Origin of the sequence: Streptomyces sp. NPDC048192 (assembly GCF_043202415.1) — a bacterium.
Classification (GTDB): domain Bacteria; phylum Actinomycetota; class Actinomycetes; order Streptomycetales; family Streptomycetaceae; genus Streptomyces.
Genome location: NZ_JBIDAL010000003.1, coordinates 258,828 through 284,676, shown reverse-complemented (window position 1 = coordinate 284,676; position 25,849 = coordinate 258,828). Strand labels below are relative to the sequence as shown.

General features: G+C 70.9%; 19 protein-coding genes and 1 tRNA gene. 11 read left to right on the top strand and 9 right to left on the bottom strand.

The window, feature by feature from the left end:
• The first annotated feature begins 221 nt into the window (after window positions 1–221).
• A complete protein-coding gene (gene gltB / locus ACGFZN_RS06915; protein WP_393857685.1) occupies window positions 222–4,733 on the top strand; it encodes a glutamate synthase large subunit in 4,512 nt (1,503 codons plus the stop codon).
• A complete protein-coding gene (locus ACGFZN_RS06910; protein ID WP_393857429.1) occupies window positions 4,726–6,189 on the top strand; it encodes a glutamate synthase subunit beta in 1,464 nt (487 codons plus the stop codon). Before gltB ends, ACGFZN_RS06910 begins: the two co-directional genes overlap by 8 nt.
• Before the next feature lie 110 nt (window positions 6,190–6,299).
• Here ACGFZN_RS06910 and ACGFZN_RS06905 read toward each other — a convergent pair whose 3' ends face one another.
• Window positions 6,300–6,983 carry a hypothetical protein gene (locus ACGFZN_RS06905; RefSeq protein WP_393857428.1) on the bottom strand — a complete coding sequence of 228 codons (684 nt, stop codon included), beginning with the start codon at window positions 6,981–6,983 and terminating at the stop codon, window positions 6,300–6,302.
• A gap of 43 nt (window positions 6,984–7,026) precedes the next feature.
• Window positions 7,027–7,509 carry a MarR family winged helix-turn-helix transcriptional regulator gene (locus ACGFZN_RS06900; protein ID WP_393857427.1) on the bottom strand — a complete coding sequence of 161 codons (483 nt, stop codon included), beginning with the start codon at window positions 7,507–7,509 and terminating at the stop codon, window positions 7,027–7,029.
• Between the two features lie 135 nt (window positions 7,510–7,644).
• Here ACGFZN_RS06900 and ACGFZN_RS06895 point away from each other — a divergent pair, with 135 nt between their 5' ends.
• The gene (locus ACGFZN_RS06895) at window positions 7,645–9,084 is read left to right on the top strand and encodes an MFS transporter (protein ID WP_393857426.1); all 1,440 of its coding nucleotides are present in this window, start codon (window positions 7,645–7,647) and stop codon (window positions 9,082–9,084) included.
• A gap of 47 nt (window positions 9,085–9,131) precedes the next feature.
• Here the strand turns inward: ACGFZN_RS06895 and ACGFZN_RS06890 are convergent, their stop codons facing one another.
• The gene (locus tag ACGFZN_RS06890; protein ID WP_393857425.1) at window positions 9,132–10,013 is read right to left on the bottom strand and encodes a hypothetical protein; all 882 of its coding nucleotides are present in this window, start codon (window positions 10,011–10,013) and stop codon (window positions 9,132–9,134) included.
• Window positions 10,014–10,446: 433 nt separating this feature from the next.
• Here ACGFZN_RS06890 and ACGFZN_RS06885 point away from each other — a divergent pair, with 433 nt between their 5' ends.
• The 7 genes from ACGFZN_RS06885 (at window position 10,447) to pyk (ending at window position 19,496) form a co-directional block, all read left to right on the top strand.
• On the top strand, window positions 10,447–11,364 hold the full coding sequence (locus tag ACGFZN_RS06885; protein ID WP_393857424.1) for a helix-turn-helix domain-containing protein: 918 nt from the start codon (window positions 10,447–10,449) through the stop codon (window positions 11,362–11,364).
• A gap of 5 nt (window positions 11,365–11,369) precedes the next feature.
• Window positions 11,370–11,729 carry a chorismate mutase gene (locus ACGFZN_RS06880; protein WP_393857423.1) on the top strand — a complete coding sequence of 120 codons (360 nt, stop codon included), beginning with the start codon at window positions 11,370–11,372 and terminating at the stop codon, window positions 11,727–11,729.
• A gap of 198 nt (window positions 11,730–11,927) precedes the next feature.
• Entirely contained in the window at window positions 11,928–14,468 is a 2,541-nt protein-coding gene (gene pepN / locus ACGFZN_RS06875) for an aminopeptidase N (protein WP_393857422.1), read from the top strand.
• A gap of 102 nt (window positions 14,469–14,570) precedes the next feature.
• The gene (locus ACGFZN_RS06870; protein ID WP_393857421.1) at window positions 14,571–14,942 is read left to right on the top strand and encodes an NmrA family NAD(P)-binding protein; all 372 of its coding nucleotides are present in this window, start codon (window positions 14,571–14,573) and stop codon (window positions 14,940–14,942) included.
• A 118-nt stretch (window positions 14,943–15,060) separates the two neighbouring features.
• Window positions 15,061–16,437, top strand: a complete 1,377-nt coding sequence (locus ACGFZN_RS06865; protein ID WP_393857420.1) for a pyridoxal phosphate-dependent decarboxylase family protein — start codon at window positions 15,061–15,063, stop codon at window positions 16,435–16,437.
• The gene (locus ACGFZN_RS06860) at window positions 16,434–17,846 is read left to right on the top strand and encodes a lysine N(6)-hydroxylase/L-ornithine N(5)-oxygenase family protein (protein ID WP_393857419.1); all 1,413 of its coding nucleotides are present in this window, start codon (window positions 16,434–16,436) and stop codon (window positions 17,844–17,846) included. Before ACGFZN_RS06865 ends, ACGFZN_RS06860 begins: the two co-directional genes overlap by 4 nt.
• Before the next feature lie 213 nt (window positions 17,847–18,059).
• Window positions 18,060–19,496, top strand: a complete 1,437-nt coding sequence (gene pyk / locus ACGFZN_RS06855) for a pyruvate kinase (RefSeq protein WP_393857418.1) — start codon at window positions 18,060–18,062, stop codon at window positions 19,494–19,496.
• Window positions 19,497–19,500: 4 nt separating this feature from the next.
• Here the strand turns inward: pyk and ACGFZN_RS06850 are convergent, their stop codons facing one another.
• Both ACGFZN_RS06850 and ACGFZN_RS06845 read right to left on the bottom strand, forming a co-directional pair.
• The gene (locus ACGFZN_RS06850; protein ID WP_393857417.1) at window positions 19,501–20,289 is read right to left on the bottom strand and encodes a helix-turn-helix domain-containing protein; all 789 of its coding nucleotides are present in this window, start codon (window positions 20,287–20,289) and stop codon (window positions 19,501–19,503) included.
• A 106-nt stretch (window positions 20,290–20,395) separates the two neighbouring features.
• Window positions 20,396–20,470 (bottom strand) — tRNA-Leu (locus ACGFZN_RS06845).
• A gap of 101 nt (window positions 20,471–20,571) precedes the next feature.
• On the opposite strand from ACGFZN_RS06845, the gene ACGFZN_RS06840 reads away from it, so the two are divergent.
• The gene (locus ACGFZN_RS06840; protein ID WP_330340663.1) at window positions 20,572–21,231 is read left to right on the top strand and encodes a response regulator; all 660 of its coding nucleotides are present in this window, start codon (window positions 20,572–20,574) and stop codon (window positions 21,229–21,231) included.
• Between the two features lie 73 nt (window positions 21,232–21,304).
• Here the strand turns inward: ACGFZN_RS06840 and ACGFZN_RS06835 are convergent, their stop codons facing one another.
• From ACGFZN_RS06835 to ACGFZN_RS06820, 4 genes are read right to left on the bottom strand one after another with little or no spacing between them, the layout of a single operon-like run.
• The gene (locus ACGFZN_RS06835) at window positions 21,305–22,021 is read right to left on the bottom strand and encodes an ABC transporter ATP-binding protein (protein ID WP_330340664.1); all 717 of its coding nucleotides are present in this window, start codon (window positions 22,019–22,021) and stop codon (window positions 21,305–21,307) included.
• Window positions 22,018–22,977 carry an ABC transporter ATP-binding protein gene (locus ACGFZN_RS06830; RefSeq protein ID WP_393857416.1) on the bottom strand — a complete coding sequence of 320 codons (960 nt, stop codon included), beginning with the start codon at window positions 22,975–22,977 and terminating at the stop codon, window positions 22,018–22,020. Before ACGFZN_RS06830 ends, ACGFZN_RS06835 begins: the two co-directional genes overlap by 4 nt.
• 5 nt (window positions 22,978–22,982) lie before the next feature.
• Window positions 22,983–24,824, bottom strand: a complete 1,842-nt coding sequence (locus ACGFZN_RS06825; RefSeq protein ID WP_393857415.1) for a branched-chain amino acid ABC transporter permease — start codon at window positions 24,822–24,824, stop codon at window positions 22,983–22,985.
• A gap of 5 nt (window positions 24,825–24,829) precedes the next feature.
• Complete coding sequence (locus ACGFZN_RS06820; RefSeq protein WP_393857414.1) at window positions 24,830–25,762, bottom strand: branched-chain amino acid ABC transporter permease; 933 nt, start codon at window positions 25,760–25,762, stop codon at window positions 24,830–24,832.
• Window positions 25,763–25,849: the final 87 nt, after the last annotated feature.

Here is a 25,849-nt window from a genome sequence, read left to right as displayed (position 1 = left end):
CGGTTCCCGAGAACCGTTCCATCATGTAACCTGCACGAAATTTCGAGATCACGCCTTTTGTGCGGCGATCTCACGCAGAGGGCCAACGTCGTCCCTCGGCACCTGCCACATGCCACATGACGACGACGGGAGAGCCGATGCGTACGCCGCGCCAGCCGTCCCAGCACTCCGAGAACGGCCAGAACTGGTCGTTCATGGATGCTCGCCCTGCTGCGCAGGGTATGTACGACCCCCGCAACGAACACGACGCGTGCGGCGTCGGTTTCGTCGCCACCCTCACCGGCGAGGCGTCCCACACCCTGGTCGAGCAGGCGCTCACCGTGCTGCGCAACCTCGAGCACCGCGGCGCCACCGGCTCCGAGCCGGACTCGGGTGACGGCGCCGGCCTGCTCTCCCAGGTGCCCGACGCGTTCCTGCGCGAGGTGGCCGGATTCGAGCTGCCCGCCGCCGGCTCCTACGCCGTCGGCATCGCCTTCCTGCCCACCGAGGGCACCGAGGACGCCGTCTCGAAGATCGAGACGATCGCCGCCGAGGAGGAGCTGACCGTCCTCGGCTGGCGCGAGGTGCCGGTCGCGCCCGAGCTGCTCGGCGCCACCGCCCGCTCCACCATGCCGTCCTTCCGGCAGATCTTCGTCGCCGACGGCGCCAGCGAGGGCATCGCGCTGGACCGCAAGGCGTTCGTGCTGCGCAAGCGCGCCGAGCGCGAGGTGGGCGTCTACTTCCCGTCGCTGTCCGCGCGCACCCTCGTCTACAAGGGCATGCTGACCACCGGCCAGCTGGAGCCCTTCTTCCCGGACCTGTCCGACCGCCGCTTCGCGTCCGCGATCGCGCTCGTGCACTCCCGGTTCTCCACGAACACCTTCCCGTCGTGGCCGCTCGCCCACCCGTACCGCTTCGTCGCGCACAACGGCGAGATCAACACCGTCCAGGGCAACCGCAACTGGATGCGCGCCCGCGAGTCGCAGCTGGCCTCCGACCTGTTCGGCGGCAAGGAGAAGCTGGAGCGGATCTTCCCGGTCTGCACCCCGGGCGCCTCCGACTCCGCCTCCTTCGACGAGGTGCTGGAGCTGCTGCACCTCGGCGGCCGCTCCCTGCCGCACTCGGTGCTGATGATGATCCCGGAGGCGTGGGAGAACCACGACTCCATGGACCCGGCCCGGCGCGCCTTCTACAACTTCCACTCCACGATGATGGAGCCCTGGGACGGCCCGGCCTGCGTCTGCTTCACCGACGGCACCCAGGTCGGCGCCGTGCTCGACCGCAACGGCCTGCGCCCCGGCCGCTACTGGGTCACCGACGACGGCCTGGTCGTCCTCGGCTCCGAGGTCGGCGTCCTCGACATCGACCCGGCCAAGGTCGTCCGCAAGGGCCGCCTGCAGCCCGGCCGCATGTTCCTCGTCGACACCGCCGAGCACCGCATCATCGAGGACGACGAGATCAAGGCCTCCCTCGCCGCCGAGAAGCCGTACGCCGAGTGGCTGGAGGCCGGCGAGATCGAGCTCTCCGACCTGCCCGAGCGCGAGCACATCGTCCACACCCACGCCTCGGTCACCCGCCGCCAGCAGACCTTCGGCTACACCGAGGAGGAGCTGCGCGTCATCCTCGCCCCGATGGCCCGCACCGGCGCCGAACCGATCGGCTCCATGGGCACGGACTCGCCGATCGCGGCCCTGTCCGAGCGCCCGCGGCTGCTCTTCGACTACTTCACCCAGCTGTTCGCGCAGGTCACCAACCCGCCGCTGGACGCGATCCGCGAGGAGCTGGTCACCTCCCTGCGCAGCTCGCTGGGCCCGCAGGGCAACCTGCTGGAGCCCACCGCGGCCTCCTGCCGGTCCGTCGTGCTGCCCTTCCCGGTGATCGACAACGACGAGCTGGCCAAGCTCATCCACATCAACGCCGACGGCGACATGCCCGGCTTCAAGGCCGCGACCCTGTCCGGCCTGTACCGGGTGAGCGGCGGCGGCGAGGCGCTGGCCGCCCGCATCGAGGAGATCTGCGCCGAGGCCGACGCGGCCATCGACAACGGCGCCCGCCTGATCGTCCTGTCCGACCGCCACTCGGACGCAGAGCACGCGCCGATCCCGTCGCTGCTGCTCACCGCGGCCGTCCACCACCACCTCATCCGCACCAAGCAGCGCACCCACGTGGGCCTGCTGGTGGAGGCCGGCGACGTCCGCGAGGTCCACCACGTCGCCCTGCTCATCGGCTACGGCGCCGCCGCCGTCAACCCGTACCTGGCGATGGAGTCGGTGGAGGACCTGCTGCGGGCGGGCACCTTCATCAACGGCGTCGAGCCGGAGAAGGCCATCAAGAACCTGATCTACGCGCTCGGCAAGGGCGTGCTGAAGGTCATGTCGAAGATGGGCATCTCCACCGTCGCCTCCTACCGCGGCGCCCAGGTCTTCGAGGCCGTCGGCCTGGACGAGGCCTTCGTCGAGAAGTACTTCAACGGCACGACCACCAAGATCGGCGGCGTCGGCATCGACGTCATCGCCCGGGAGGTCGCCGCCCGGCACGCCAAGGCCTACCCGGCCTCCGGCATCGCCCCGGCGCACCGCGCGCTGGAGATCGGCGGCGAGTACCAGTGGCGCCGCGAGGGCGAGCCGCACCTGTTCGACCCGGAGACGGTCTTCCGCCTCCAGCACTCCACGCGCGCCGGCCGCTACGACATCTTCAAGAAGTACACCTCGCGGGTGAACGAGCAGTCCGAGCGCCTGATGACGCTGCGCGGCCTGTTCGGCTTCAAGTCCGACCGGGGGCCCATCCCGATCGAGGAGGTCGAGCCGGTCTCCGAGATCGTCAAGCGGTTCTCCACCGGCGCGATGTCGTACGGCTCCATCTCCAAGGAGGCGCACGAGACCCTCGCCATCGCCATGAACCAGCTGGGCGGCAAGTCCAACACCGGTGAGGGCGGCGAGGACCCGGAGCGCCTGTACGACCCGGCGCGCCGCTCGGCGATCAAGCAGGTGGCCTCCGGCCGCTTCGGCGTGACCTCGGAGTACCTGGTCAACGCGGACGACATCCAGATCAAGATGGCCCAGGGCGCCAAGCCCGGCGAGGGCGGCCAGCTGCCCGGCCACAAGGTGTACCCGTGGGTGGCGAAGACCCGGCACTCGACGCCGGGCGTGGGGCTCATCTCCCCGCCGCCGCACCACGACATCTACTCCATCGAGGACCTGGCCCAGCTGATCCACGACCTGAAGAACGCCAACCCGCAGGCGCGGATCCACGTCAAGCTGGTCTCCGAGGTCGGCGTCGGCACGGTCGCCGCGGGCGTGTCCAAGGCCCACGCGGACGTCGTGCTGATCTCCGGCCACGACGGCGGCACCGGCGCCTCCCCGCTCACCTCGCTCAAGCACGCCGGCGGCCCCTGGGAGCTCGGTCTGGCCGAGACCCAGCAGACGCTGCTGCTCAACGGCCTGCGCGACCGGATCGTCGTGCAGACCGACGGCCAGCTCAAGACCGGCCGCGACGTGGTCATCGCCGCGCTGCTCGGCGCCGAGGAGTTCGGTTTCGCGACCGCCCCGCTCGTCGTCTCCGGCTGCGTGATGATGCGCGTGTGCCACCTGGACACCTGCCCGGTCGGCATCGCCACCCAGAACCCGGTGCTGCGCGACCGCTTCGCCGGCAAGGCCGAGTACGTGGTCAACTTCTTCCGGTTCATCGCCGAGGAGGTCCGCGAGCTGCTGGCCGAGCTGGGCTTCCGCTCCATCGAGGAGGCCGTCGGCCACGCCGAGGTGCTGGACGTCGAGCGCGCGGTGGACCACTGGAAGGCGCAGGGCCTGGACCTGGAGCCGCTGTTCCACGTGCCCGAGCTGTCCGACGGCGCGGTGCGCCACCAGGTCGTCGCCCAGGACCACGGCCTGGAGAAGGCGCTGGACAACGAGCTGATCAAGCTCGCCGCCGACGCCCTGGCCGCGAACGACGCCACCGAGGCCCAGCCGGTGCGGGCCCAGGTCGCCATCCGCAACATCAACCGCACGGTCGGCACCATGCTCGGCCACGAGGTGACGAAGAAGTTCGGCGGCGCGGGCCTGCCCGACGACACCATCGACATCACCTTCACCGGCTCCGCCGGCCAGTCCTTCGGCGCCTTCCTGCCGCGCGGCGTCACGCTGCGCCTGGAGGGCGACGCCAACGACTACGTCGGCAAGGGCCTCTCCGGCGGCCGGATCATCGTCCGCCCGGACCGGGCGGCCGACCACCTCGCCGAGTACTCGGTCATCGCGGGCAACACCATCGGCTACGGCGCCACCGGCGGCGAGCTGTTCCTGCGCGGCCGTACCGGTGAGCGGTTCTGCGTGCGCAACTCCGGCGCGCTGGTGGTGTCCGAGGGCGTGGGCGACCACGGCTGCGAGTACATGACCGGCGGTCACGCGGTCGTCCTCGGCCCGACCGGCCGCAACTTCGCGGCGGGCATGTCCGGCGGCGTCGCCTACGTCATCGACCTCGACCGCGACAACGTCAACGCCGGCAACCTCGCGTCGGTCCAGGCGCTGGACGAGACCGACAAGCAGTGGCTGCACGACGTCGTGCGCCGCCACGCCGAGGAGACCGGTTCGACGGTCGCCGAGAAGCTGCTCGCCGACTGGGACACGGCAGCGGAGCGGTTCAGCAAGATCATCCCCAGCACCTACCAGGCAGTGCTCGCCGCCAAGGACGCCGCCGAGCGGGCCGGTCTCTCCGAGAACGAGACCCACGAGAAGATGATGGAGGCTGCGCTCCATGGCTGACCCCAAGGGCTTCCTGAACCACGGCCGCGAGGTCGCCAAGACCCGTCCCGTCGCCGAGCGCGTCAAGGACTGGAACGAGGTCTACGTCCCCGGCTCCCTGCTGCCGATCATCAGCAAGCAGGCCAGCCGGTGCATGGACTGCGGCATCCCGTTCTGCCACAACGGCTGTCCGCTGGGGAACCTGATCCCCGAGTGGAACGACTACGCCTACCGCGAGGACTGGTCGGCCGCCTCCGAGCGGCTGCACGCGACCAACAACTTCCCGGAGTTCACCGGTCGCCTCTGCCCGGCCCCCTGCGAGTCGGCGTGCGTGCTGGGCATCAACCAGCCGCCGGTGACCATCAAGAACGTCGAGGTCTCGATCATCGACAAGGCGTGGGAGACCGGTGACGTCGCCCCGCAGATCCCGGAGCGGCTGTCCGGCAAGACGGTCGCGGTGATCGGCTCGGGCCCGGCGGGTCTCGCCGCCGCCCAGCAGCTGACCCGGGCCGGCCACACGGTCGCCGTCTACGAGCGCGCGGACCGCATCGGAGGCCTCCTCCGGTACGGCATCCCCGAGTTCAAGATGGAGAAGCGGCACATCAACCGCCGTATCGAGCAGATGCGCGCGGAGGGCACCCGCTTCCGCACCGGCGTGGAGATCGGCCGCGACATCAACGCCCGCGACCTGAAGAAGCGCTACGACGCGATCGTGATCGCCGCCGGCGCCACCACGGCCCGTGATCTCCCCGTCCCCGGGCGGGAGCTGAAGGGCATCTACCAGGCGATGGAGTACCTGCCGCTGGCCAACAAGGTCCAGGAGGGCGACTACGTCACCGCTCCGATCTCGGCCGAGGGCAAGCACGTCGTCGTCATCGGCGGCGGCGACACCGGCGCGGACTGCGTGGGCACCGCCCACCGGCAGGGCGCGGCCTCCGTCACCCAGCTGGAGATCATGCCCCGGCCGAACGAGGAGCGGAACCCGGTCAGCCAGCCCTGGCCGACCTTCCCGATCCTCTACAAGGTCACCTCGGCCCACGAGGAGGGCGGTGAGCGGATCTACTCCGCCTCCACCACCCACTTCGAGGGCGACGAGGACGGCAACGTCCAGTGGCTGCACCTGACCGAGGTGGAGTTCGTCGACGGCAAGCTGACCCAGAAGCCGGGCACCGAGCGCAAGATCCCGGCCCAGCTGGTCACCCTCGCCATGGGCTTCACCGGCACCGACCGGGAGAACGGCCTGGTGGAGCAGTTCGGCCTGGAGCTCGACGAGCGCGGCAACATCGCCCGCGACGCCGACTTCCAGACCAACGTGCCGGGCGTGTTCGTCGCCGGCGACGCCGGCCGCGGCCAGTCCCTCATCGTGTGGGCGATCGCGGAGGGCCGCTCGGCCGCCCGCGGCGTCGACCGCTTCCTGACCGGCGCCAGCGACCTGCCGGCCCCGATCCGTCCGACCGACCGCGCCCTGGCGGTCTGACGGCACCCCGATAGACGTTCCCGTACAACGGCGTACGGAACACCGACGACGCCTGCCCTGTCCCCGACCGGACGCCTGGGCAGGCGTCGTTGCATGTCCGGGCAAGAGCGTCACTCGTACCAGACGCCGGAAAGCGGCCCCCGCTCGGTGACGGCCCGCACCCCGGACGGCAGCACGGCCCGGCCCAGATCGCCGCGGATGTGCTGGTAGAGCGTGGGCGTGGGCAGTCCGGCGGTCTGGATCCAGCCCCGCCCGTGCACATGCCCGGCCGCGATCAGCTCCTCCGCCTGCCCGGCCGGGGCCAGGTGCTCGTTGTACAGCTGGCTGATCGTCTGGTCGTCGTCGGCATAGGCGAAGCGGGCCGCGTAGGCGTACCGGTCGGCGTTCAGCCAGACGTACAGCACGACGGGCTTGTCCAGGACCGTGCGGAACCAGGCCGCGGACCGGTCGGCCAGCTCCTCGACGCCGCCGGCGGCCTCCAGCGCCCACCGGGAGGGCCGGTCGGTCAGGGTGAACAGCTGGTTGTGCAGACGGTCGCCGCGGACACGGTCGCCGTAGAAGTGCACGCCGACGTCGATCAGATGGAGCCGCGCCGCCGGATCGCTGAAGGACAGGCGGGCCACGAGCGAGTCCCAGTCGTCCGTCCGCAGCAGCTCACTGCCCACGCCGGTCCCGGCCTCGGCCCACCCGGTGGTGCGCTCGCGCAGCGCGGCGGCGAACGCCCGCTCCTCGTCGGTGAACTCGAACTCCTCGTCGTCTTCCGGTTCGATGGCGAACCAGGGATGCTCAGGCATGTCCGGAAGCGTACGGTCGTGTCACCGGTCGGGACACTTCTTTTCAGCCGGTCAGGCGGGCCGCTGCGGCGCGCTGCCGCTCGCTCATCACGGACAGGAAGCGGACGACGGTCCGCAGCTCGTCCGTGCTGAACTCCTCGCACGCCTCGACGACGTCGTGCCTCCAGTCCTCGAAGAACTCCGCGAGTTCGGCGATCTTGTCCTGGTTCAGCTCGACGAGCACCCGGCGCTTGTCGGTCGGGTGCCGGACGCGGTGGACGAAGCCCTTGGCCTCCAGCCGGTCGATCAGCCCCGTGACGGAGGCGGGGGCGAGTCCGGTCAGCTCGGCGAGGTCCTTCGCGGTGAGCGCGCCGTGCCGCTGGAGCAGGTCCAGGGTCTTCTCCTCCGTCGCGTTCAGGCCCTGCTTGGCGGCGATGGCCGAGTGGAACATGACCGTGACCCCGCTGTGGATCCGGCCCACCGTCATCAGCTGCTCCAGCGTCTCCGCCCTGGCCGCCTCGTCCCGCTTCTCGTCTGCCGTGGCCATGACCCCAGGCTAGCAAAAATTTCGTTCGGTCAAACTAAGGACTTGCGGAGGCGGTCCTGCCGGTGCAACTCTTTCGTTAGCTCGAACGAAATAAATCCGGTGGGACGCCGGATCCCGACCACCCAGGAGACCCCCGTGTCCGCAACGCTCACCGAACCCCCCGCCACCACGGCGGAACCGCACCCGCGGCGCTGGGCCGCCGCCGTCGTCATGATGATCGCGGCGCTCATGGACCTGCTCGACACCACGATCGTCAACGTGGCCGTCCCCTCCATCAGCCGCGACCTGCACGCCTCGCCCAGCGACCTGCAGTGGACCGTCTCCGCCTACCTGCTGGGCTTCGCCGCCGCCCTGATCGTCTCCGGCCACCTCGGCGACCGCGTCGGCCGCCGCCCGCTCTTCCTCACCGGCACCGCCGGCTTCGGACTGGCGAGCCTGGCCTGCGGGATCGCCCAGTCACCGGCGCAGCTGATCACCGCACGCGCGGTGCAGGGCGTGCTCGCGGCCGTGCTGGTGCCGCAGGTGATCGGCTCGTTCCGCACCCTCTTCCAGGGCAAGGAACGCGGTGCGGCCTTCGGGATGTACGGCGCCGTCGCCGGCTTCGCCTCCGCCGTCGGACTGCTGCTCGGCGGAGTCCTCACCGACGCCGACCTGTTCGGCTGGGGCTGGCGCTCGGTGTTCCTGGTGAACGTGCCGGTGGCCGCGGCGACCTTCGCCGCCGGATGGCTGCTGGTCCCGGCCACGCGCGAGCGGTCGGCGGGCCGGCCGGACGTCCTGGGCAGCCTGCTGCTCGCCGGCGGCCTGGTCGCGATCGTGCTGCCGCTGGTGCAGGGCCGGGAGAACGACTGGCCGCTGTGGGGCTGGATCTGCCTCGGCGCGGGCCTGCTGACCGTGGCGGGCCTCGGCGTGTACGAGGCCCGGCGGCACCGGCCCGGAACCGTGCCGCTGCTTCCCGCCCGTGCCTTCCGGCTCCCCGCGTTCTCCGTGGGCGTCCTCGTCCAGCTGCTGTTCTCCGTCGGCATGCAGGGTTTCTTCCTGGTCTTCGCCGTCTGGCTGCAGGCCGGCGAGCGGTACACGCCGATGCAGGCCGGGCTGGTGACCGTCGCCTTCTCGGCCGGCGGCTTCCTCACCGCGCCCGCCGCGGACGCCCTCGCCGTACGGTACGGGCGGCTGGTGCTCGGCGCCGGGGCGCTGATGATGGCGGGCGGCCTCGGCTGGGCCGGCGCGGTGATCGACGGCGCGCCCGCGGCGCACACCGGGGCCTGGCCGCTGGTGCCGGGACTCGTGATCGCCGGGGCCGGGCTCGGGTTCCTGGTGGTGCCGCTGGTGAACGTGGTGCTGTCCGCGGTGCCGGGGGAGCTGGCCGGCGGGGCGTCCGGGATCTTCTCCACAGCCCAGCAGTTCGGCGGCGCGGTGGGGGCCGCGGTGGTCGGCACCGTGTTCTTCGGGGCCGTGGGGAAGGGGATGACCGGGGCGCTGGCCGGCGCGATGCCGTGGGTCGTCGGGGCGTTCCTGGTGTGCGCGGGGCTGTGCGCGGCGCTTCCTCGCCGGGCGGTGTCCGAACAGCTCGGCTGACGTGCCCGCACACCCGGGGGCGAAGCCCCGGCCGCGGCGGCGTGCACCTAGGTGTCGCACTCCAGCACCGTCCGGCACAAGCCGCACCGCGCCCGTACCCGCCCCTTCACCGGCACCCGGATCCGCTGGTGGCAGGTCGGGCAGGGGAACGTCACGCGCAGCCGGCCCGCCGGGTCGGGGCTGAAGGCGTAGGGCGCCGTCGGCTGGACCCCGGACGCGTGCCGCCGGTCGTGGGCGTAGCGCCGCCGCCCCGCCCAGCCGGCCCCGGTCAGCGGCGGCTGCTGCCCGTCCCGGCGGGCGAGAGCCATCCCCTCGACGTACGCCTCGTACGCCTGCGGGCTGGTGAACCACACCGAGGGGTCCTCATGGAACAGCAGCGCCCGCTTGGCCAGGACGTACCCGAACTCCTCCGGGGTGAGATAGCCGAGCTTCTGCGAGGACACCCCGTCCTGCCGGAAGGCGTCCAGCAGCAGCCACCCCGCGCCCAGGTAGGTCGTCACCGTGTCCGTGAGGATCTCGTTCTCCGGCGTGCCGGGGAAGGAGAGGTCCAGCCGGTGCAGGTACACGTGCGCCACCTCGTGGGCCAGCGCCGCGCCGATGTCGCGGCGGTGGGTGCGGAAACGGTCGTTCAGTTCCACGAAGTACTCCGGCCCCGCGGCCAGTTCGACGTTCGCCGCGTGGGTCATCTCCCGGAAGCCGACGATCAGCCGCGCGTCCGGGAGCCGGAAGTGCCGCACGATCTCGCGGGCCACCCGCTGCGCGCCCAGATGCAGGTCGTCGGTGTCGCAGAAGGCCACGTCGGCGGGGGCCACGCTGGCCGCGAACGTCCGGACGGTGTCACAGGACAGCCGCTTGTACAGCGCGGTGATGGCGGCCCGCACCGTCTCCAGGTGCGGGTAGCCGTGCTGGACCGGTCCGCCGTTCGCCACCGTCCGCACCCCCAAAGACGCCGGAACTCCCCTCCACTCTAGGCGCGCCGGCCGTCCCGCCACACGGTCCACGGCCGCGGCGCGCACCGGCCGGCCACGTCCGGCTGGCAGCGCTCCGGGCGCCGGGTGACGTGCGGGTCCGCCGCAGCGGGTCCGCCAACACGGTGGGCCGCCTGGGCAGTTCGGGCAGCGGCTCGCCGTGGTACGTGGCCCGCACCTCGCGGAGGTGCCGGACTTCCGCCGGACAGCAGCCGCACCGGCCGCCCGTCCGGCAGGGAGCCGGATCCCCGCACCGTGGACGCGCCCATGCGCCCCGGCCGAGGCTCTTCCGGCCGCCGGCGCCATGGACGAAGATCGGCCCTGCCGGACACCGGAACGCCCTCACGAAACGCCTGGACACAGCGCGCGGCCGCCGACGCCGGGAGGAGCAGCGATGTACCAGACCTGGATGCGGTTCTTCAGCCCCGGCCCCGCGCACCACCGGCTCGGCCTGGTCTGCCTCGGCGTCGGCCTCCAGCACGGCGCGCTGCCCACGGTCGGCCCGCGCGCCCTCGACCACCACGTGGCCGTCGTGATCAGCTCCGGCCGCGGCTGGCACCGGGGCGCCGACGGCCGCCGTACGGCCGTCACCGCTCCCGCGCTGCTGTGGCTCACCCCCGGCGTGCCCCACCACTACGCGCCCGATCCGGACACCGGCTGGGACGAGGGCTTCGTGGACTTCGCAGGACCCGCCACCGCGACGTACACCGATCTCGGCTACATCGAGCCGGACCGGCCCGTCGTGCCGCTCTCCGACGCCTCCGGACCCCGCGCGGTCGTCGCCCGCATCGCCCGCGCCGCCCGCCGCGGCAACCCGCTGCTGGAAGTGGAGACCGGCGCCGCCGTGCACGAACTCCTCGTCGCCCTGCGCCGCGCCCGCGCCGACCTCGCCCCCGACGGCGACCAGGTGCTCCAGGCGCTCGCCCGCGACGCCTGCACGCCGATGAGCGTCGCCGACCACGCGCGCGTGCACGGTATGACCCCCGCCGAGCTGCGCAGCGCCGTACGCCGGGCCGCCGGATGCAGCCCCAAGGACTACCTGCTCGGCATCCGCCTCGGCCGCGCCAAGGAACTCCTCGCCGGCACCGAGCTGCCCGTCGCCGCCGTCGCCCGCCGCGTCGGCTACGACGACCCCGCCTACTTCTCCCGGCTCTTCACCCGCAGGGTCGGCCTCGCCCCGGTCCGCTTCCGCGCCCAGCAGGGCCGCAGCGTGCCCGGCGGCTGGAGCGACCGCGTCCCCGACCCGGACGATCCGCCGGTGATCCACTCTCCGGACAGCCCGGAGGAGCGGCCCGCGAAACCCATAGGGTGACCCGCATGACCACCAGCGACATCGGAACCGGTGACGTGGACCCCGAGGTCCGTCAGGAACTGGAGCGGCTGCGCGACAGCATCGACAACATCGACGCCGCCGTCGTCCACCTGCTCGCCGAGCGTTTCAAGGCCACCCAGCAGGTCGGCCGGCTCAAGGCGGTGCACCAGCTGCCGCCCGCCGACCCGGCCCGCGAGGCCCGCCAGATCGCCCGGCTGCGCCGGCTCGCGGAGAACGCCAAGCTCGACCCGGCCTTCGCCGAGAAGTTCCTGAACTTCATCATCGCGGAGGTGATCCGCCACCACGAGCGCATCGCCGAGGACACGGCCAACGGCCAGCAGCCGGAGGCCCGACCGGAGGCCTGACAGGAGGCCTGACCGGAAGCTGACCGGAGGCCTGGCCGGGGGAAGACACCGGAGGAGTGCGCGGGAAGACACCGGGAGTGGGCGGGGGAGCGGGCGGCACCGGACGGGAACGCGCAGGAACCGCCGGGGAGCCGGACATACACCGTGAAACCGCCCACCCCCTGTGCGCTGTCGGTGCGATCAGGCAGCATGGCCTGCATGTCCGTACTCACGCGCGATGAAGCGCAGCTCCGAGCACAGCTCCTCGACGTCCACCGCTACACGGTCGAACTGGACCTCACCACCGGGGACGAGACCTTCGACTCCCGCACGGTGATCCACTTCACCGCGCGGTCCGCCGGGGACACGTTCGTGGAGCTGAAGCCCGCCGCATTGCGCGCCGCCACCCTCGACGGGCAGCCCCTCGACCCCGAGTCCCTGGACGACGGCCGGCTCCCCCTGCGCCACCTCGCCGCCGGCGAGCACGAACTGCGCGTCGACGCCGCCATGCGCTACTCCCGCACCGGCGAGGGCATGCACCGCTTCACCGACCCCGCCGACGGCGAGACCTACGTCTACACCCAGATGTTCATGGACGACGTCCAGCGCGTCTTCGCCGCCTTCGACCAGCCCGACCTCAAGGCCGTCTTCGAGGTCGCCGTCAAGGCCCCCGACGGCTGGACCGTGCTCGCCAACGGCATCACCGAGCGGCGCCCCGACGGCGTCTGGCAGGCCGCCCCCACCCCCCGGATCTCCACCTACCTCGTCGCCGTCGCCGGCGGCCCCTGGCACTCGGTGCGCACCGAACACCGCGGACTGCCCTTCGGCATCCACTGCCGCCGCTCCCTCGCGCCGTACCTGGACACCGACGCCGAGGAGATCCTCGACATCACGCGCGCGTGCTTCGACCGCTACCACGAGAAGTTCGAGGAGCCCTACCCCTTCGACTCCTACGACCAGGCCTTCGTCCCGGAGTTCAACGCGGGCGCCATGGAGAACCCCGGCCTGGTCACCTTCCGCGACGACTTCGTCTACCGCTCCGCCGTCACCGACACCGAGCGGCAGACCCGCGCCATGGTCATCGCCCACGAGATGGCCCACATGTGGTTCGGCGACCTCGTCACCCTCGCATGGTGGGACGACATCTGGCTGAACGAGTCCTTCGCCGAGTACATGGGCTACCAGACCACCGCCGAGGCCACCCGCTTCACCGACCCCTGGACCGAGTTCGGCGTCACCCGCAAGGCCTGGGGCTACGACGCCGACCAGCGCCCCACCACCCACCCCGTCGCCCCCGAGAAGGTCGACGACACCGCCTCAGCCCTGCTCAACTTCGACGGTATCTCCTACGCCAAGGGCGCCTCCGCGCTGCGCCAACTCGCCGCCTGGCTCGGCGAGAAGGACTTCCTCGCCGGCATCAACACCCACTTCGCCCGGCACAAGTTCGGCAACGCCACCCTCGCCGACTTCATCGACTCCCTCGCCTCCGCCACCGACCGCGACGTGCCCGCCTGGGCCGACAGCTGGCTGCGCACCACCGGCGTGGACACACTCACCCCCCGCATCGCCTCCGCCGACGGCACCTGCACCCTCGCCGTCGAGCGCGCGGGCAGCCGCCCGCACCACCTCACCGCCGGCCTGTACGACCACGACATCGCCGACGAAGGCAGCCTCGTGCTGCGCACACGCCTCGGCCTCGACGTCCCGCAGAGCGCCCCCCAGCCCATCGGCAAGCGCCCCGCCCTGCTCCTGCTCAACGACGGCGACCTCACCTACGCCAAGATCCGCTTCGACGCGGACTCCTTCACCACGCTGCGCAGCAGCCTCTCCGGCCTGCCCGACCCCCTCACCCGCGCCGTCGCCTGGAACGCCCTGCGGGACGCCGTACGCGACGGCGAACTGCCCCCCGCCGCCTACCTGGACACCGCCCGCGCCCATCTCCCGCGCGAAACCGACCTCGCCCTCGTCCAGGGCGTCCTCGCCTTCGCCTCCGGTCAGATCGCCGACCAGTACCTCGCCCCCGAGGACCGCCCGGCCGCCCTGACCACCCTCACCGCCCTCTGCCGCGACCTGCTGCGCCGCACCGAGGACGGCGACCACCCCGGCCTGCGGCTGCTCGCCGTACGGCACCTGATCGGCGTCGCCGCCCACCCCGACACCATCGCCGCCTGGCTCGCCGACGGCACCGTCCCCGGCGGCCCGGAACTCGACCCCGACCTGCGCTGGAGCATCCTCGCCCGGCTCGCCGTACTCGGCGCCACCGACGAAGCCGCCATCGCCGCCGAGCTGGAGCGCGACCCGAGCGCCACCGGCCAGGAAGGCGCCGCCCGCTGCCGCGCCGCCCTGCCCGACCCGGAGGCCAAGCGCGCCGCCTGGGAGGCGATGTTCGCCGGCGACGACCTGTCCAACTACCTCTTCACGGCCACCGCCCAGGGCTTCTGGCAGCCCGAACAGGCCGACCTGGTACGGCAGTACGTGCCCCGCTTCTACCCGGACGCCGTCGCCGTCGCCGCCCGGCGCGGCCCCGCCATAGCGACCGCCGCCGCCCGCTGGGCGTTCCCCGCCCACGCCGTCGACGCCGAGAACCTGCGGCTCGGCCAGGCCTGCCTGCGCGACGCCGACCCCACCCCCGCCCTGCGCCGCACCCTCGCCGACCGCCTCGACGACCTCGCCCGCGCCCTGCGCGTCCGCGGCGACCAGCAGACGCCGGCCGCACAGGAGGCGGAGCCACAGATGGCACAGGAGGCGCACCAGGACTAGGTCCGGCGGCCTGCGGCACGGCTGGTCCCCGCCGACGATGCGGCGGCCCCGACGGCCCTCCCAGGGGCGAGCCGTCAGGACGGCCAGCCACCCCGGAGGCACGTGATCGCAGAGACCGGCGCGACCGGCAACGCCGGCCGTGCCCTCGTCGACCGACTCCCCGCCGCAGGCCGGCCCGTGCGGGCGCTCACCCGCGACCCGCAGCGGGCCGCCCTGCCCGACGGCGCCGAGGCCGAACAGCACATCCGCGACAGCGGCCTCGACCGGACCTTCCTGCGCCCGAACCCCTTCGCCACCAACGCCCTGCAGCGGGCGCCCCGGATCCGCGCCGGAAACACCGTCGCCCAACAGGTCCCCGCCATCGGCGTCCCACCGGAGATCACCGGCACCGTGGAACAGGTGACCGGCACCCCGGCCCGCACCTTCGCCCGATGGGCCCACGACCACGCGGAGGACTTCACCGCACACAGCTGAGCACGCACTTCCGCCGTACCCACTTTCGGGTCTCGCTCGTTGAGCACCAGGGACACACCGGGTTCATCCCGGACAACCCGCAAGCCCACGAGTCGGTCCGCGAGCGGAGGGACAGGCGATGAGCGGTCAAGGACCCCGGCACACCCCACCCCTCGCCTCGGGCCCGCACGGCCCCACCGCCCTGCGCCCCCTCCTCGACACCGTCCTCGACGCCCTCACCACGGGCACCCGGGCACGCGGCGGGCCACTGCCCGGCGGCGGACCGCAGGCCGTCACCGCCCGGGTCACCGCCGTCCTCGCCGACGTTCTGCCCGACCACGGCGACCCCGACGCCCTGCGCGCCCTCGTCCACGCCCTCGCCGAGGGCGCCGCCGACCCCGCCGACCCGCTGTGCGCCGCCCACCTGCACTGCCCGCCCCTCGCCGTCGCCACCGCCGCCGACCTCGCCGTCAGCGCCCTCAACCCCTCCCTGGACTCCTGGGACCAGGCCCCCGCCGCCTCCGCCCTCGAAACCGCCGTCACCCGCGCCCTCGCCCGCACCACCGGACTCGCCGACGCCCTCGTCACCACCGGCGGCACCGAATCCAACCAGCTCGCCCTGCTCCTCGCCCGCGAGACCCACGGCGCCGGCGTACGGCTCGTGTGCGGGGCCAACGCCCACCACTCACTGCCCCGCGCCGCCTGGCTGCTCGGCCTGCCCGACCCCGTCGTCGTCCCCGCCCCCCACGGCACCCTCGACCTCACCGCCCTCGAACAGACCCTCACCACCCTCCCCGGGCCCCTGCTCGTCGCCGCCACCGCCGGCACCACCGACGCCGGCCTCATCGACCCCCTCCCCGAGATCGCCGCCCTGTGCGCCGCCCACGGCGCCCGCCTGCACATCGACGCCGCCTACGGCGGAACCCTCCTGTTCAGCGACCGGCACCGCGACAGACTCCACGGACTCCAAGCCGGCCACACCGTCACCCTCGACCTGCACAAACTCGGCTGGCAGCCCGTCGCCGCGGGCCTCCTCGCCGTCGCCCACCCCACCGAACTCACCGCGCTCCACCACCGCGCCGACTACCTCAACGCCGACGACGACACCGACGCCGGACTCCCCGACCTCCTCGACCGCTCCCTGCGCACCACCCGGCGCCCCGACATCCTCAAGATCGCCGTCACCCTCAAGACCCTCGGCCGCACCGGACTCGGCGCCCTCGTCGACCAGGTCTGCGACCACGCACACCACTTCGCCGACCTCATCGCCGAACACCCCGGCCTCGACCTCTACGACCGGCCGACGATCAGCACCGTCCTGTTCCGGCCCACCGGCGCCGACGACGACACCGTCGCCGCCGTACGCCGCAGACTCCTGCACAACGGCCGCGCCGTCCTCGGACGCGCCCGGCTCGACGGACGCCTCTGGCTCAAAGCCACCCTCCTCAACCCCCACACCCGGCCGGACGACCTGGCCCAGCTCCTGAAACTCGTCACAGAAGGCACCCCCGCATGAGCACCCCCCCACGACACGAGGCCACCTCCCCCCGCGACCTCGTCGGCATCGGCATCGGCCCCTGCAACCTCTCCCTCGCCGCCCTCGCCCACCCGCTCGCCGAACTCGACGCCGTCTTCTACGAACAACGCCCCGGCTTCGACTGGCACCCCGGACTCCTCATCGACGGCGCCACCATCCAAGTCCCCTTCCTCGCCGACCTGGTGACCCTCGCCGACCCCACCAGCCCCTGGAGCTTTCTCAACTACCTCAAGAACCGCGAACGCCTCTTCCCCTTCTACTTCGCCGAGCACTTCCACATCCAGCGCGCCGAATACGACGCCTACTGCCGCTGGGTCGCACAGAACCTCCCCGGACTGCGCTTCAGCCACCAGGTCGACGCCGTCCGCTGGAACCCCGAACGCGACGTCTTCGAAGTCGACTTCACCCAACTCGACACCGAAGGCGAAGCCGAAGCACTCGGCCGCACCTACACCCGCAACGTCGTCCTCGGCGTCGGCAGCGAACCCCTCGTACCCGACCCCCTCAAACCCCTCGTAAACACCCCCGGCGTACCCGTCGTCCACGCCGCCGACTACCTCGACCACCGCACCGAGATCCTCGCCGCCGACCACATCACCGTCGTCGGCTCCGGACAGTCCGGCGCCGAAGTCTTCCTCGACCTGCTCCGCCACCGCCCCGCAGGCCGCGAACGCATCCACTGGATCGGCCGCAGCGAAGCGTTCGCCCCGATGGAATACTCCAAACTCGGCCTCGAACACTTCACCCCCGACTACACCCGCTACTTCCACGCCCTCCCCGAACCCGTACGCGACCGCCTCGTCCCCGCCCAATGGCAACTCCACAAGGGCATCGACGCCGGCACCCTCGCCGCCATCCACGACGAGCTGTACCGGCGCACCCTGCACGGCGGCTGGCCCGACGCCGTCCTCACCCCCGGCGTCCGCGTCCGCACCGCCGGCCGCATCGCCACCACCAAGATCGAACTCCACCTGGAACACCTCCAGCAGGACAGCCGCTCCCGGCTCACCACCGACGCCGTCGTCCTCGCCACCGGCTACCGACCGCGCCCCCTGGACCGCATCCTCGCCGGACTCGACCCCTACCTGCGCCGCGACAAGAGCGAACGCCTGCGCATCGACCAGGACTACCGGCTCGTCCTCGACCCCTGTGTGACCGGCTCCGTCTACGTCCAGAACGCCGAACTGCACACCCACGGCATCGGCGCCCCCGACCTCGGCCTCGCCGCCTGGCGCAGTGCCACCATCCTCAACAACCTCACCGGAAAAGAGCCCTACCCCCAGCCCCCCCGGACCGCCTTCACCACCTTCGGCCTCCAGGAAGACCGCCACCGGGTACCACCCACCCGGCAGGTACGGCACCTCACACCACTCGTCGACGGAACGTGACCGCAGACCCGGCCACCGTCCGGACGGCCACCCGCCCCACGCGGCCCGCATGCAGCCGGCCGCCGGCGGCCGTCCGGACCCGTCCGCCGGAATTCGCTCATCGGAGCGAAGGCTCGCACAATTCAACACTTGTCAATAACGCTTTACTCAAAGGTCCTTGAGTGGTCATGTGCGACCGATTCTCTACCCGCGGGTAAGGCCTAGGCTCGACCCATGCGCCGAGCAAAGATCGTCTGCACTCTGGGGCCCGCCACCGACTCATACGACCAGATCAAGGCACTGGTCGACGCCGGAATGGACGTCGCCCGATTCAATCTCAGCCACGGCACCCACGCCGAACACGAAGAACGCTACCGGCGAGTCCGCAAAGCCGCCGACGAAACCGGCCGCAGCGTCGGAATTCTCGCCGACCTCCAAGGACCGAAGATCCGACTCGGCCGATTCACCGAAGGCCCCGTACTCCTTGAACGCGGCGACACCTTCACCATCACCGTCGAAGAAGGCGCCGAAGGCGACCGCCACCAGTGCGGCACCACCTTCGCCGGCCTCGCCGCCGACGTCACCGCCGGTGAGCGCATCCTCGTCGACGACGGCAAGGTCTGCCTCGAAGTCACCGCCGTCGACGGCCCCCGTGTCCACACCCTCGTCGTCGAGGGCGGCATGATCTCCGACCACAAGGGCCTCAACCTCCCCGGTGTCGCCGTCTCCGTCCCCGCCCTCTCCAAGAAGGACGAGGACGACCTGCGCTGGGCACTGCGCACCGGCTTCGACGTCATCGCCCTCTCCTTCGTCCGCAGCGGCGACGACGCCAAGGACGTCCAGCGGATCATGGCCGAAGAGGGCCGCCGCCTCCCGGTGATCGCCAAGATCGAGAAACCGCAGGCCGTGGAGAACCTCGACGACATCATCGCCGCCTTCGACGGACTCATGGTCGCCCGCGGCGACCTCGGCGTCGAGATGCCCCTCGAACAGGTGCCCATCGTCCAGAAACGCGCCGTCAAGCTCGCCAAGCGCAACGCCAAGCCGGTCATCGTCGCCACCCAGATGCTCGACTCGATGATCGACAACGCCCGGCCCACCCGCGCCGAGGCCTCCGACGTCGCCAACGCCGTCCTCGACGGCACCGACGCCGTCATGCTCTCCGGCGAGACCAGCGTCGGAAAACACCCCGTCGAGACCGTACGCACCATGGCCAAGATCGTCGAAGCGGCCGAGGAGGACATGCTCGCCAAGGGCCTGCCCCCGCTCACCGAACGCAACAAACCCCGCACCCAGGGCGGCGCCGTCGCCCGCGCCGCCGCCGAAATGGGCGACTTCCTCGGTGCCAAGTTCCTCGTCGCCTTCACCCAGTCCGGCGACACCGCCCGCCGCCTGTCCCGCTACCGCTCCCCGATCCCCCTGCTCGCCTTCACCCCCGAACCGGCCACCCGCTCCCAGCTCAGCCTCACCTGGGGCGCCGAGACCTTCCTCGGCCCGCACGTCGACTCCACCGACGCCATGGTCGACCAGGTGGACGAACTGCTGCTGAAGTACGGCCGCTGCGAGAAGGGCGACACCGTGGTCGTCACCGCCGGCTCCCCGCCCGGCGTCTCCGGCTCGACCAACATGGTCCGCGTCCACCGCATCGGCGAGGACGACAGCCCCAGGTAGTTCTTCAGCGCTTGGGGCCGACGCGGGCGTCCATGAGCGCGACGGAGGCCTTCTTGGCGACGGAGACGGTGACGGCGGCGCGGCTCTGGTTCAGCGTCCTCCACTCGACGCCGACCTTGTCGAGGGTGTACGTGAAGAGACGGACGATGTCGGTCGAGGTGTTGGTGAAGAAGTAACGCGGATATTCGTACCGCTTCCGCTCCCCGGCGACCACGCGGGTGGTCCAGTTGGTGATGCGACATCCGTCCGAGTGGACCAGGCCCCGGATGAACTCCCACGGGTGAGCGTCGACGATGGCCTGCTGCCAGGGTTCGAGGACGATCGGACGCTCGTGCTTCCTGCCGGGGCCGTGCTGGGGGAAGAGGCAGGGCAGGTGCTTCGAGTCGACCTTCACGTTGCGGCATCCGGTCTTCCGGACCCGGCACACGGAGTTCTCGGGGAAGACGGCGCGCATGGCTTGCTCGCAGTCGTCCATGAGCCCGGGCCACGATTCCGTGCACGTGATCATGAGGTTCGGCACGCGATGCTCGGAGTAGCGGCTGATGTGGCCATCACCGAGATAGAGGCCGAGCAGGTAGCTGTACGACGATTCGTCCAGGTCGCTCCCGTCGCACCGGGGGCACTTCGGATCGCGCCTGCCGGGGCACTCACCGCGTTTTGCGCGATCGACATGCTTCCAGTAGCCGATGGTGCCGAGCGGAACGTTGAGCCGACGGGCGACATCGGCGTTCTTCGTGCCGTCGCGCAGCAGCGTGAGGGCCTTCTGTCGCACTTCAGTGCCACGGAAGTTCATGCGAGCACTCTGGATAAGTGATCGCGGGGACACGCAGCGATAAGCGGAGAATCACGCGAACGTGATCCTCCGCTTATGCGTGGTAACCTTGGAATCGAAGGAAAAGTGCCCCGGGTGGGACTCGAACCCACACTGTATGGTGTTTGAGACCATCGTCTGCTGCCAATTGGACTACCGGGGCCTGGGAATCGAAGGTTGCCCCCGACTCCCTGCTCCCTACCTTACCGCAGCTAGGTAGGCTCTTGTCAGCAGTACCAGCCTGCCCTGGACCAAGGAGCCTCAGTGACCGCGCCCGAGTCGCCCCAGCCCGTAGACGCGCCCGACGACGACAAGTCGCACGTGCCTCCGCTGACGACCCGTGTCGTCATCGCCGAGGACGAGGCCCTGATCCGGCTCGACCTGAAAGAGATGCTGGAGGAGGAGGGCTACACCGTCGTCGGCGAGGCCGGGGACGGCGAGCAGGCCGTGGCGCTGGCCCGCGAGCACCGCCCGGACCTGGTGATCATGGACGTGAAGATGCCGAAGCTCGACGGCATCTCCGCGGCGGAGAAGATCGCCGAGGAGTCCATCGCGCCGGTGCTGATGCTGACCGCCTTCTCGCAGCGTGACCTGGTGGAGCGTGCCCGGGACGCGGGGGCGATGGCGTATCTGGTGAAGCCGTTCAGCAAGAGCGATGTCGTTCCGGCCATCGAGATGGCCGTCTCGCGCTTCACGGAGCTGAAGCAGCTGGAGAAGGAGGTCGCGGACCTCACGCAGCGTCTGGAGACCCGGAAGCTGGTGGATCGGGCGAAGTCGATCCTGCAGACGGAGTACGGCCTGACGGAGCCGGCCGCGTTCCGGTGGATCCAGAAGACGTCGATGGACCGCCGTATGTCGATGCAGCAGGTCGCGGAGGCCGTGATCGCTGACAACGAGGAGAAGAAGGCGGCCAAGAACGGCTGAGCGGCGTTCTTCGTACGACGCGGCCCGCACCCCGCCAGAGGGGGTGCGGGCCGCGTCGGCGTGTGCGGGCGGGTCAGTCCTCGCCGAGGTAGGCCTTGCGGACGGATTCGTCGTGGAGGAGGTCCTGGCCGGTGCCGGACAGGACGATGTTGCCGACTTCCATGACGTGGCCCTGGTCGGCGAGGGAGAGCGCCGCCTGGGCGTTCTGTTCGACGAGCAGGATGGTGGTGCCCTGTGCCTTGAGTTCGGCGATGGTGGACATGATCTTCTGCATCATGATCGGCGAGAGGCCCATGGAGGGTTCGTCGAGCATGAGCAGTTTGGGCTGGGACATCAGGGCGCGTCCCATGGCGAGCATCTGCTGTTCGCCGCCGGAGAGGGTGCCGGCGGCTTGCTTGCGGCGTTCTCCGAGGATGGGGAAGAGGTCGTAGGCGCGCTGGATGTCTTTTTCGATGCCGGGTTTGTCGTTGCGCAGGAAGGCGCCGAGGCGGAGGTTGTCCTCGATGGTCATGCGCGGGAAGATGTGCCGTCCCTCGGGGGAGTGGGCGAGGCCGAGGGAGACCACCTGGTGGGCGGGGACCTTCTTCAGGGACTTGCCGTTGAAGCGGATCTGGCCGCCGACGGGCTTGAGCAGGCCGGAGAGGGTGCGCAGAGTGGTGGTCTTGCCGGCGCCGTTGGTGCCGATGAGGGTGACGACCTGGCCGGCTTCGACCTTGAAGGAGATGCCTTTGACGGCTTCGATCTTGCCGTAGGCGACCCTGAGGTCCTCCACTTCGAGCAGTGCGGTCATCGGTCGTTCTCCTTGCCGGGCGCGGCGTCGGTGGTGTTCTCGGCGTTGCCTTCGGCCGGTTGGGCCGCCGCGGGTGTGTCGTCGGTGCCGGTGGCCGCCTCGGCTGCCTCGACCTCGGCCGCCTCTTCGTCGCCGGGGGCGTTTTCGAAGGGTTCGCCGAGGTAGGCGGCGATGACGCGTTCGTCGCCCTGGACGGTGGCGCTGTCGCCCTCGACGAGTTTTTCGCCTTGGACGAGGACGGCGACGCGGTCGCAGAGGTTGAAGATGAAGCGCATGTCGTGCTCGATGACGAGGACGGCGATGCCCTTGTCACGGATGGCGAAGACGAGTTCCTCGGTGGCCCGGGTCTCCTGGGGGTTCATGCCGGCGGTGGGCTCGTCGAGGAGGAGCAGGCCGGGTTCGCTGGCGAGGGCGCGGGCGATCTCGAGTTTGCGCTGTTCGCCGTAGGGGAGGTTGCGGGCGAGGTGTTCGGCTTTGCGTTCGAGGCCGACGAACTCGAGGAGTTCCATGGCGCGTTCGCGGGAGGCCTTCTCGGCGCGGTGGAAGCCGGGGCCGCGCAGCAGTGCGGACCACAGGCCTTCTCTGGTGCGGGTGTGGCGGCCGACGAGGACGTTCTCCAGGACCGTCATGTTGGCGAACAGGCGGATGTTCTGGAAGGTGCGGGCGATGCCGGCGGCGGTGACCTTGAAGGATTTGGGCGGCAGGACCTGGCCTTTGTAGCGGACTTCGCCCTCGGTGGGGACGTACAGGCCGGTGAGGCAGTTGAAGAAGGTGGTCTTGCCGGCGCCGTTGGGTCCGATGAGGCCGACGATCTCGCCGCTGTTGACGGTGAGGTCGACGTTGCGTACGGCGGTGAGGCCGCCGAAGCGCATGGTGACGCCGCGGGCGTCGAGGACGGTGTGGCCGGAGGCGGGGGCGCCGGGCGTGGCGTCCTTGGTGGTGGTGTCGGTGGTCATGGTGGTCAGGCCCCTGCCTTGGTGAGGACGGCGGGCGCTTCGGTGTCTTCGTGGAACTCGAGTTGGCGGCGCCGGTTGGGGATGAGGCCTTCGGGGCGGAAGCGCATCAGGAGTACGAGCGCGACGCCGAAGGCGAAGAGCTGGTAGTCGCCCAGGAACTGGAGCTTGGCCGGGATGAGGTAGAGGAGGGCCGCGCCGACCAGGGGTCCGGAGATGGTGCCCATGCCGCCGAGGACGACGGCGGCGAGGAGGAAGGCGGAGTTGGGCGGGACGACGTGGGCGAACTGGTACTGCTCGGGGGTCACGGTGTAGGTGACGTGGGCCTGGACGGAGCCGGCGAGGCCGGCGAGGCAGGCGCCGAGGGCGAAGGCGATGAGCTTGACGCGGAAGCCGTTGATGCCCATGGCGAGTGCGGCGGTCTCGTCCTCGCGGATGGCGATCCAGGCGCGGCCGATGCGGGAGTCGCTGCTGCGCCGGAACACCACGACCACGATGAGGGTGATGAGCAGCATGAGCAGGAAGTAGTTCGCGAAGCGGCCGATGGTGGCGCCGAGGAACTGGTGTTCCTGGCCGAAGTCGAAGCCGAGGATCTTCAGGTTGGGGATGGAGGAGATGCCGTTGGATCCGTTGGTGACGTCGGGGCCGGAGGTGCCGTCCATGTTGAGGACGGTGATGCGGAAGATCTCACCGAAGCCGAGGGTGACGATGGCGAGGTAGTCGCCGCGCAGTCGCAGGGTTGGGGCGCCGATGAGGACGCCGAAGACCATGGCGACGGCGGCGCCGAGCAGTGCGGAGGCCCAGAAGGGCCATTGGACGTGCAGCGGGGAGGAGGGGGAGCCGGAGACCAGGGCGGCGGTGTAGGCGCCGACGCCGAGGAAGGCGACGTAGCCGAGGTCGAGGAGGCCGGCGAGGCCGACGACGATGTTCAGACCGAGGGCGACGGTGGCGAAGATGAGGATGTAGACGCCGATGGTCGCGTACTGGTCGTCGGACTGGGTGAGGGGGAAGGCGGCCGCTGCGACGAAGGCGCCGGTCATGGTGATGCTGCGGTGCCGTGTGGTGATCGCCGAGAGGCGGGAGACGAGTCCGGCCTTGACGAGGGTGGCGAAGCCGAAGCCGGCGGTGATGAGGAAGCCGATGAACAGCTCGTCGTAGGAGGTGTCGATGCCGTAGGAGAAGACCGCCAGGCCGATGGCCATGGCCGCGGCGATGACGAGGATCTCGGCCCAGGCGGGGAGCCTGCGGCCGGGGCGCGGGGTGTCGGCGGCGAAGGAGGCCTTGAAGACGTTCCAGTTCTGCCGGGTGTTGTGCTTGAACAGTTCCCAGCCGGTGTCGTCGGGGTCGGCGGGGTCGGGTTCGGGCCGTTCGAAGGGCAGGGCGAGTGCGCCGACGAGGGCGGCGAGGGTGGCGACGGCGACGATGAAGCCGCCGGGTTCGAGGTTGACCAGTCCGCCGAGTTCGGTGCTGATGGCGATGACGGTGTACCAGGCGGTGGCGAAGGTGCCGAGCGCGGCCATCTTCAGGGCGGCGTCGGGGGTGCCGGGGGTGAGCCAGCCGAGGCCTTTGACGCCGTAGGAGGCGATGCCGAAGAGGGTGGTGAGGATGCCGCCGATGAGGACGAGGACCTGCAGGCCGCCGGGGTAGCCGTAGACGGTGAGGTCGCCGGGGAAGTCGGTGGTCCAGGTCCAGGACAGGAAGGTGGAGGCGATCGCGAGGGCGCCGCCGCCGGTGGCGAGGGCTCGTCCGAGGGGGGCCGGCAGACCGATGAGGCCGGAGCGGGTGGCTTCGGGTGCGGTGGTGGTCTGCGGGGTCTCGGGGGAGCCGGATGCGGTGGTCTGTGTGGTCATCGCGATCACGCCCTGTCCGCGACGCGCTCGCCGAGCAGGCCCTGTGGCCTGAACAGGAGCACGAGGATGAGGAGTACGAAGGCCCAGACGTCTGCCCAGGACTGGCTGCCGAACTTGTCCATGCCGGGGATGTCCGCGATGTATGCGGTGGAGAGGGCCTCGGCGACGCCGAGGACGAGTCCGCCGAGCATGGCGCCGTAGATGTTGCCGATGCCGCCGAGGACGGCCGCGGTGAAGGCCTTGAGGCCGAGGATGAAGCCCATGCGGAAGTCGATCTGACCGTATTTCAGTCCGTAGGCGACGCCGCCGACCGCGGCGAACGCGGCGCCGACGGCGAACGCGACGACGATGATGCGGTCGGTGTTGACGCCCATCAGCTTGGCGGTGTCCGGGTCCTGGGCGGTGGCCTGCATGCCGCGGCCGGTGCGGGTGCGCATCACGAAGTAGGCGAGGATCGCCATGCTGATGGGGGCGGCGGCGACCAGGAAGATGTCACCGGTCTGGATGGTGACGTTTCCGATGTTGAAGGGGCCGCCGGGGATGCTGGGGAAGGTGCGGGCGGACTTCGCCTGGGGGTACCAGGCCCAGACGGCCTGCTGCAGCGCCAGGGAGAGGCCGATGGCGGTGATGAGGGGCGCGAGGCGCGGGGCGGTGCGCAGGGGGCGGTAGGCGAACCGTTCCGCTCCGACGGCGACGGTGACGGCGACGAGGATGGCGCCGATCAGCATCAGCGGCAGGGCCACCCACATGGAGGTGCCGTCGGGAAGGATGTACGCGTAGACCGTGAGCGCGCCGAAGGCGCCGGTCATGAAGATCTCGCCGTGGGCGAAGTTGATGAGCTGGACGATGCCGTAGACCATTGTGTAGCCGATGGCGACCAGCCCGTACATGGATCCTAGTAGCAGGCCGTTGACCAGCTGCTGCGGCAGCTCGTTCACCGCAAGTCCTCCGGGACGTTCGGGAAGTTCGACGGATGAAGCCGGATGCGAGTCCGCGCGGGGCGCCAGTGGAACAGCGCCCCGCGC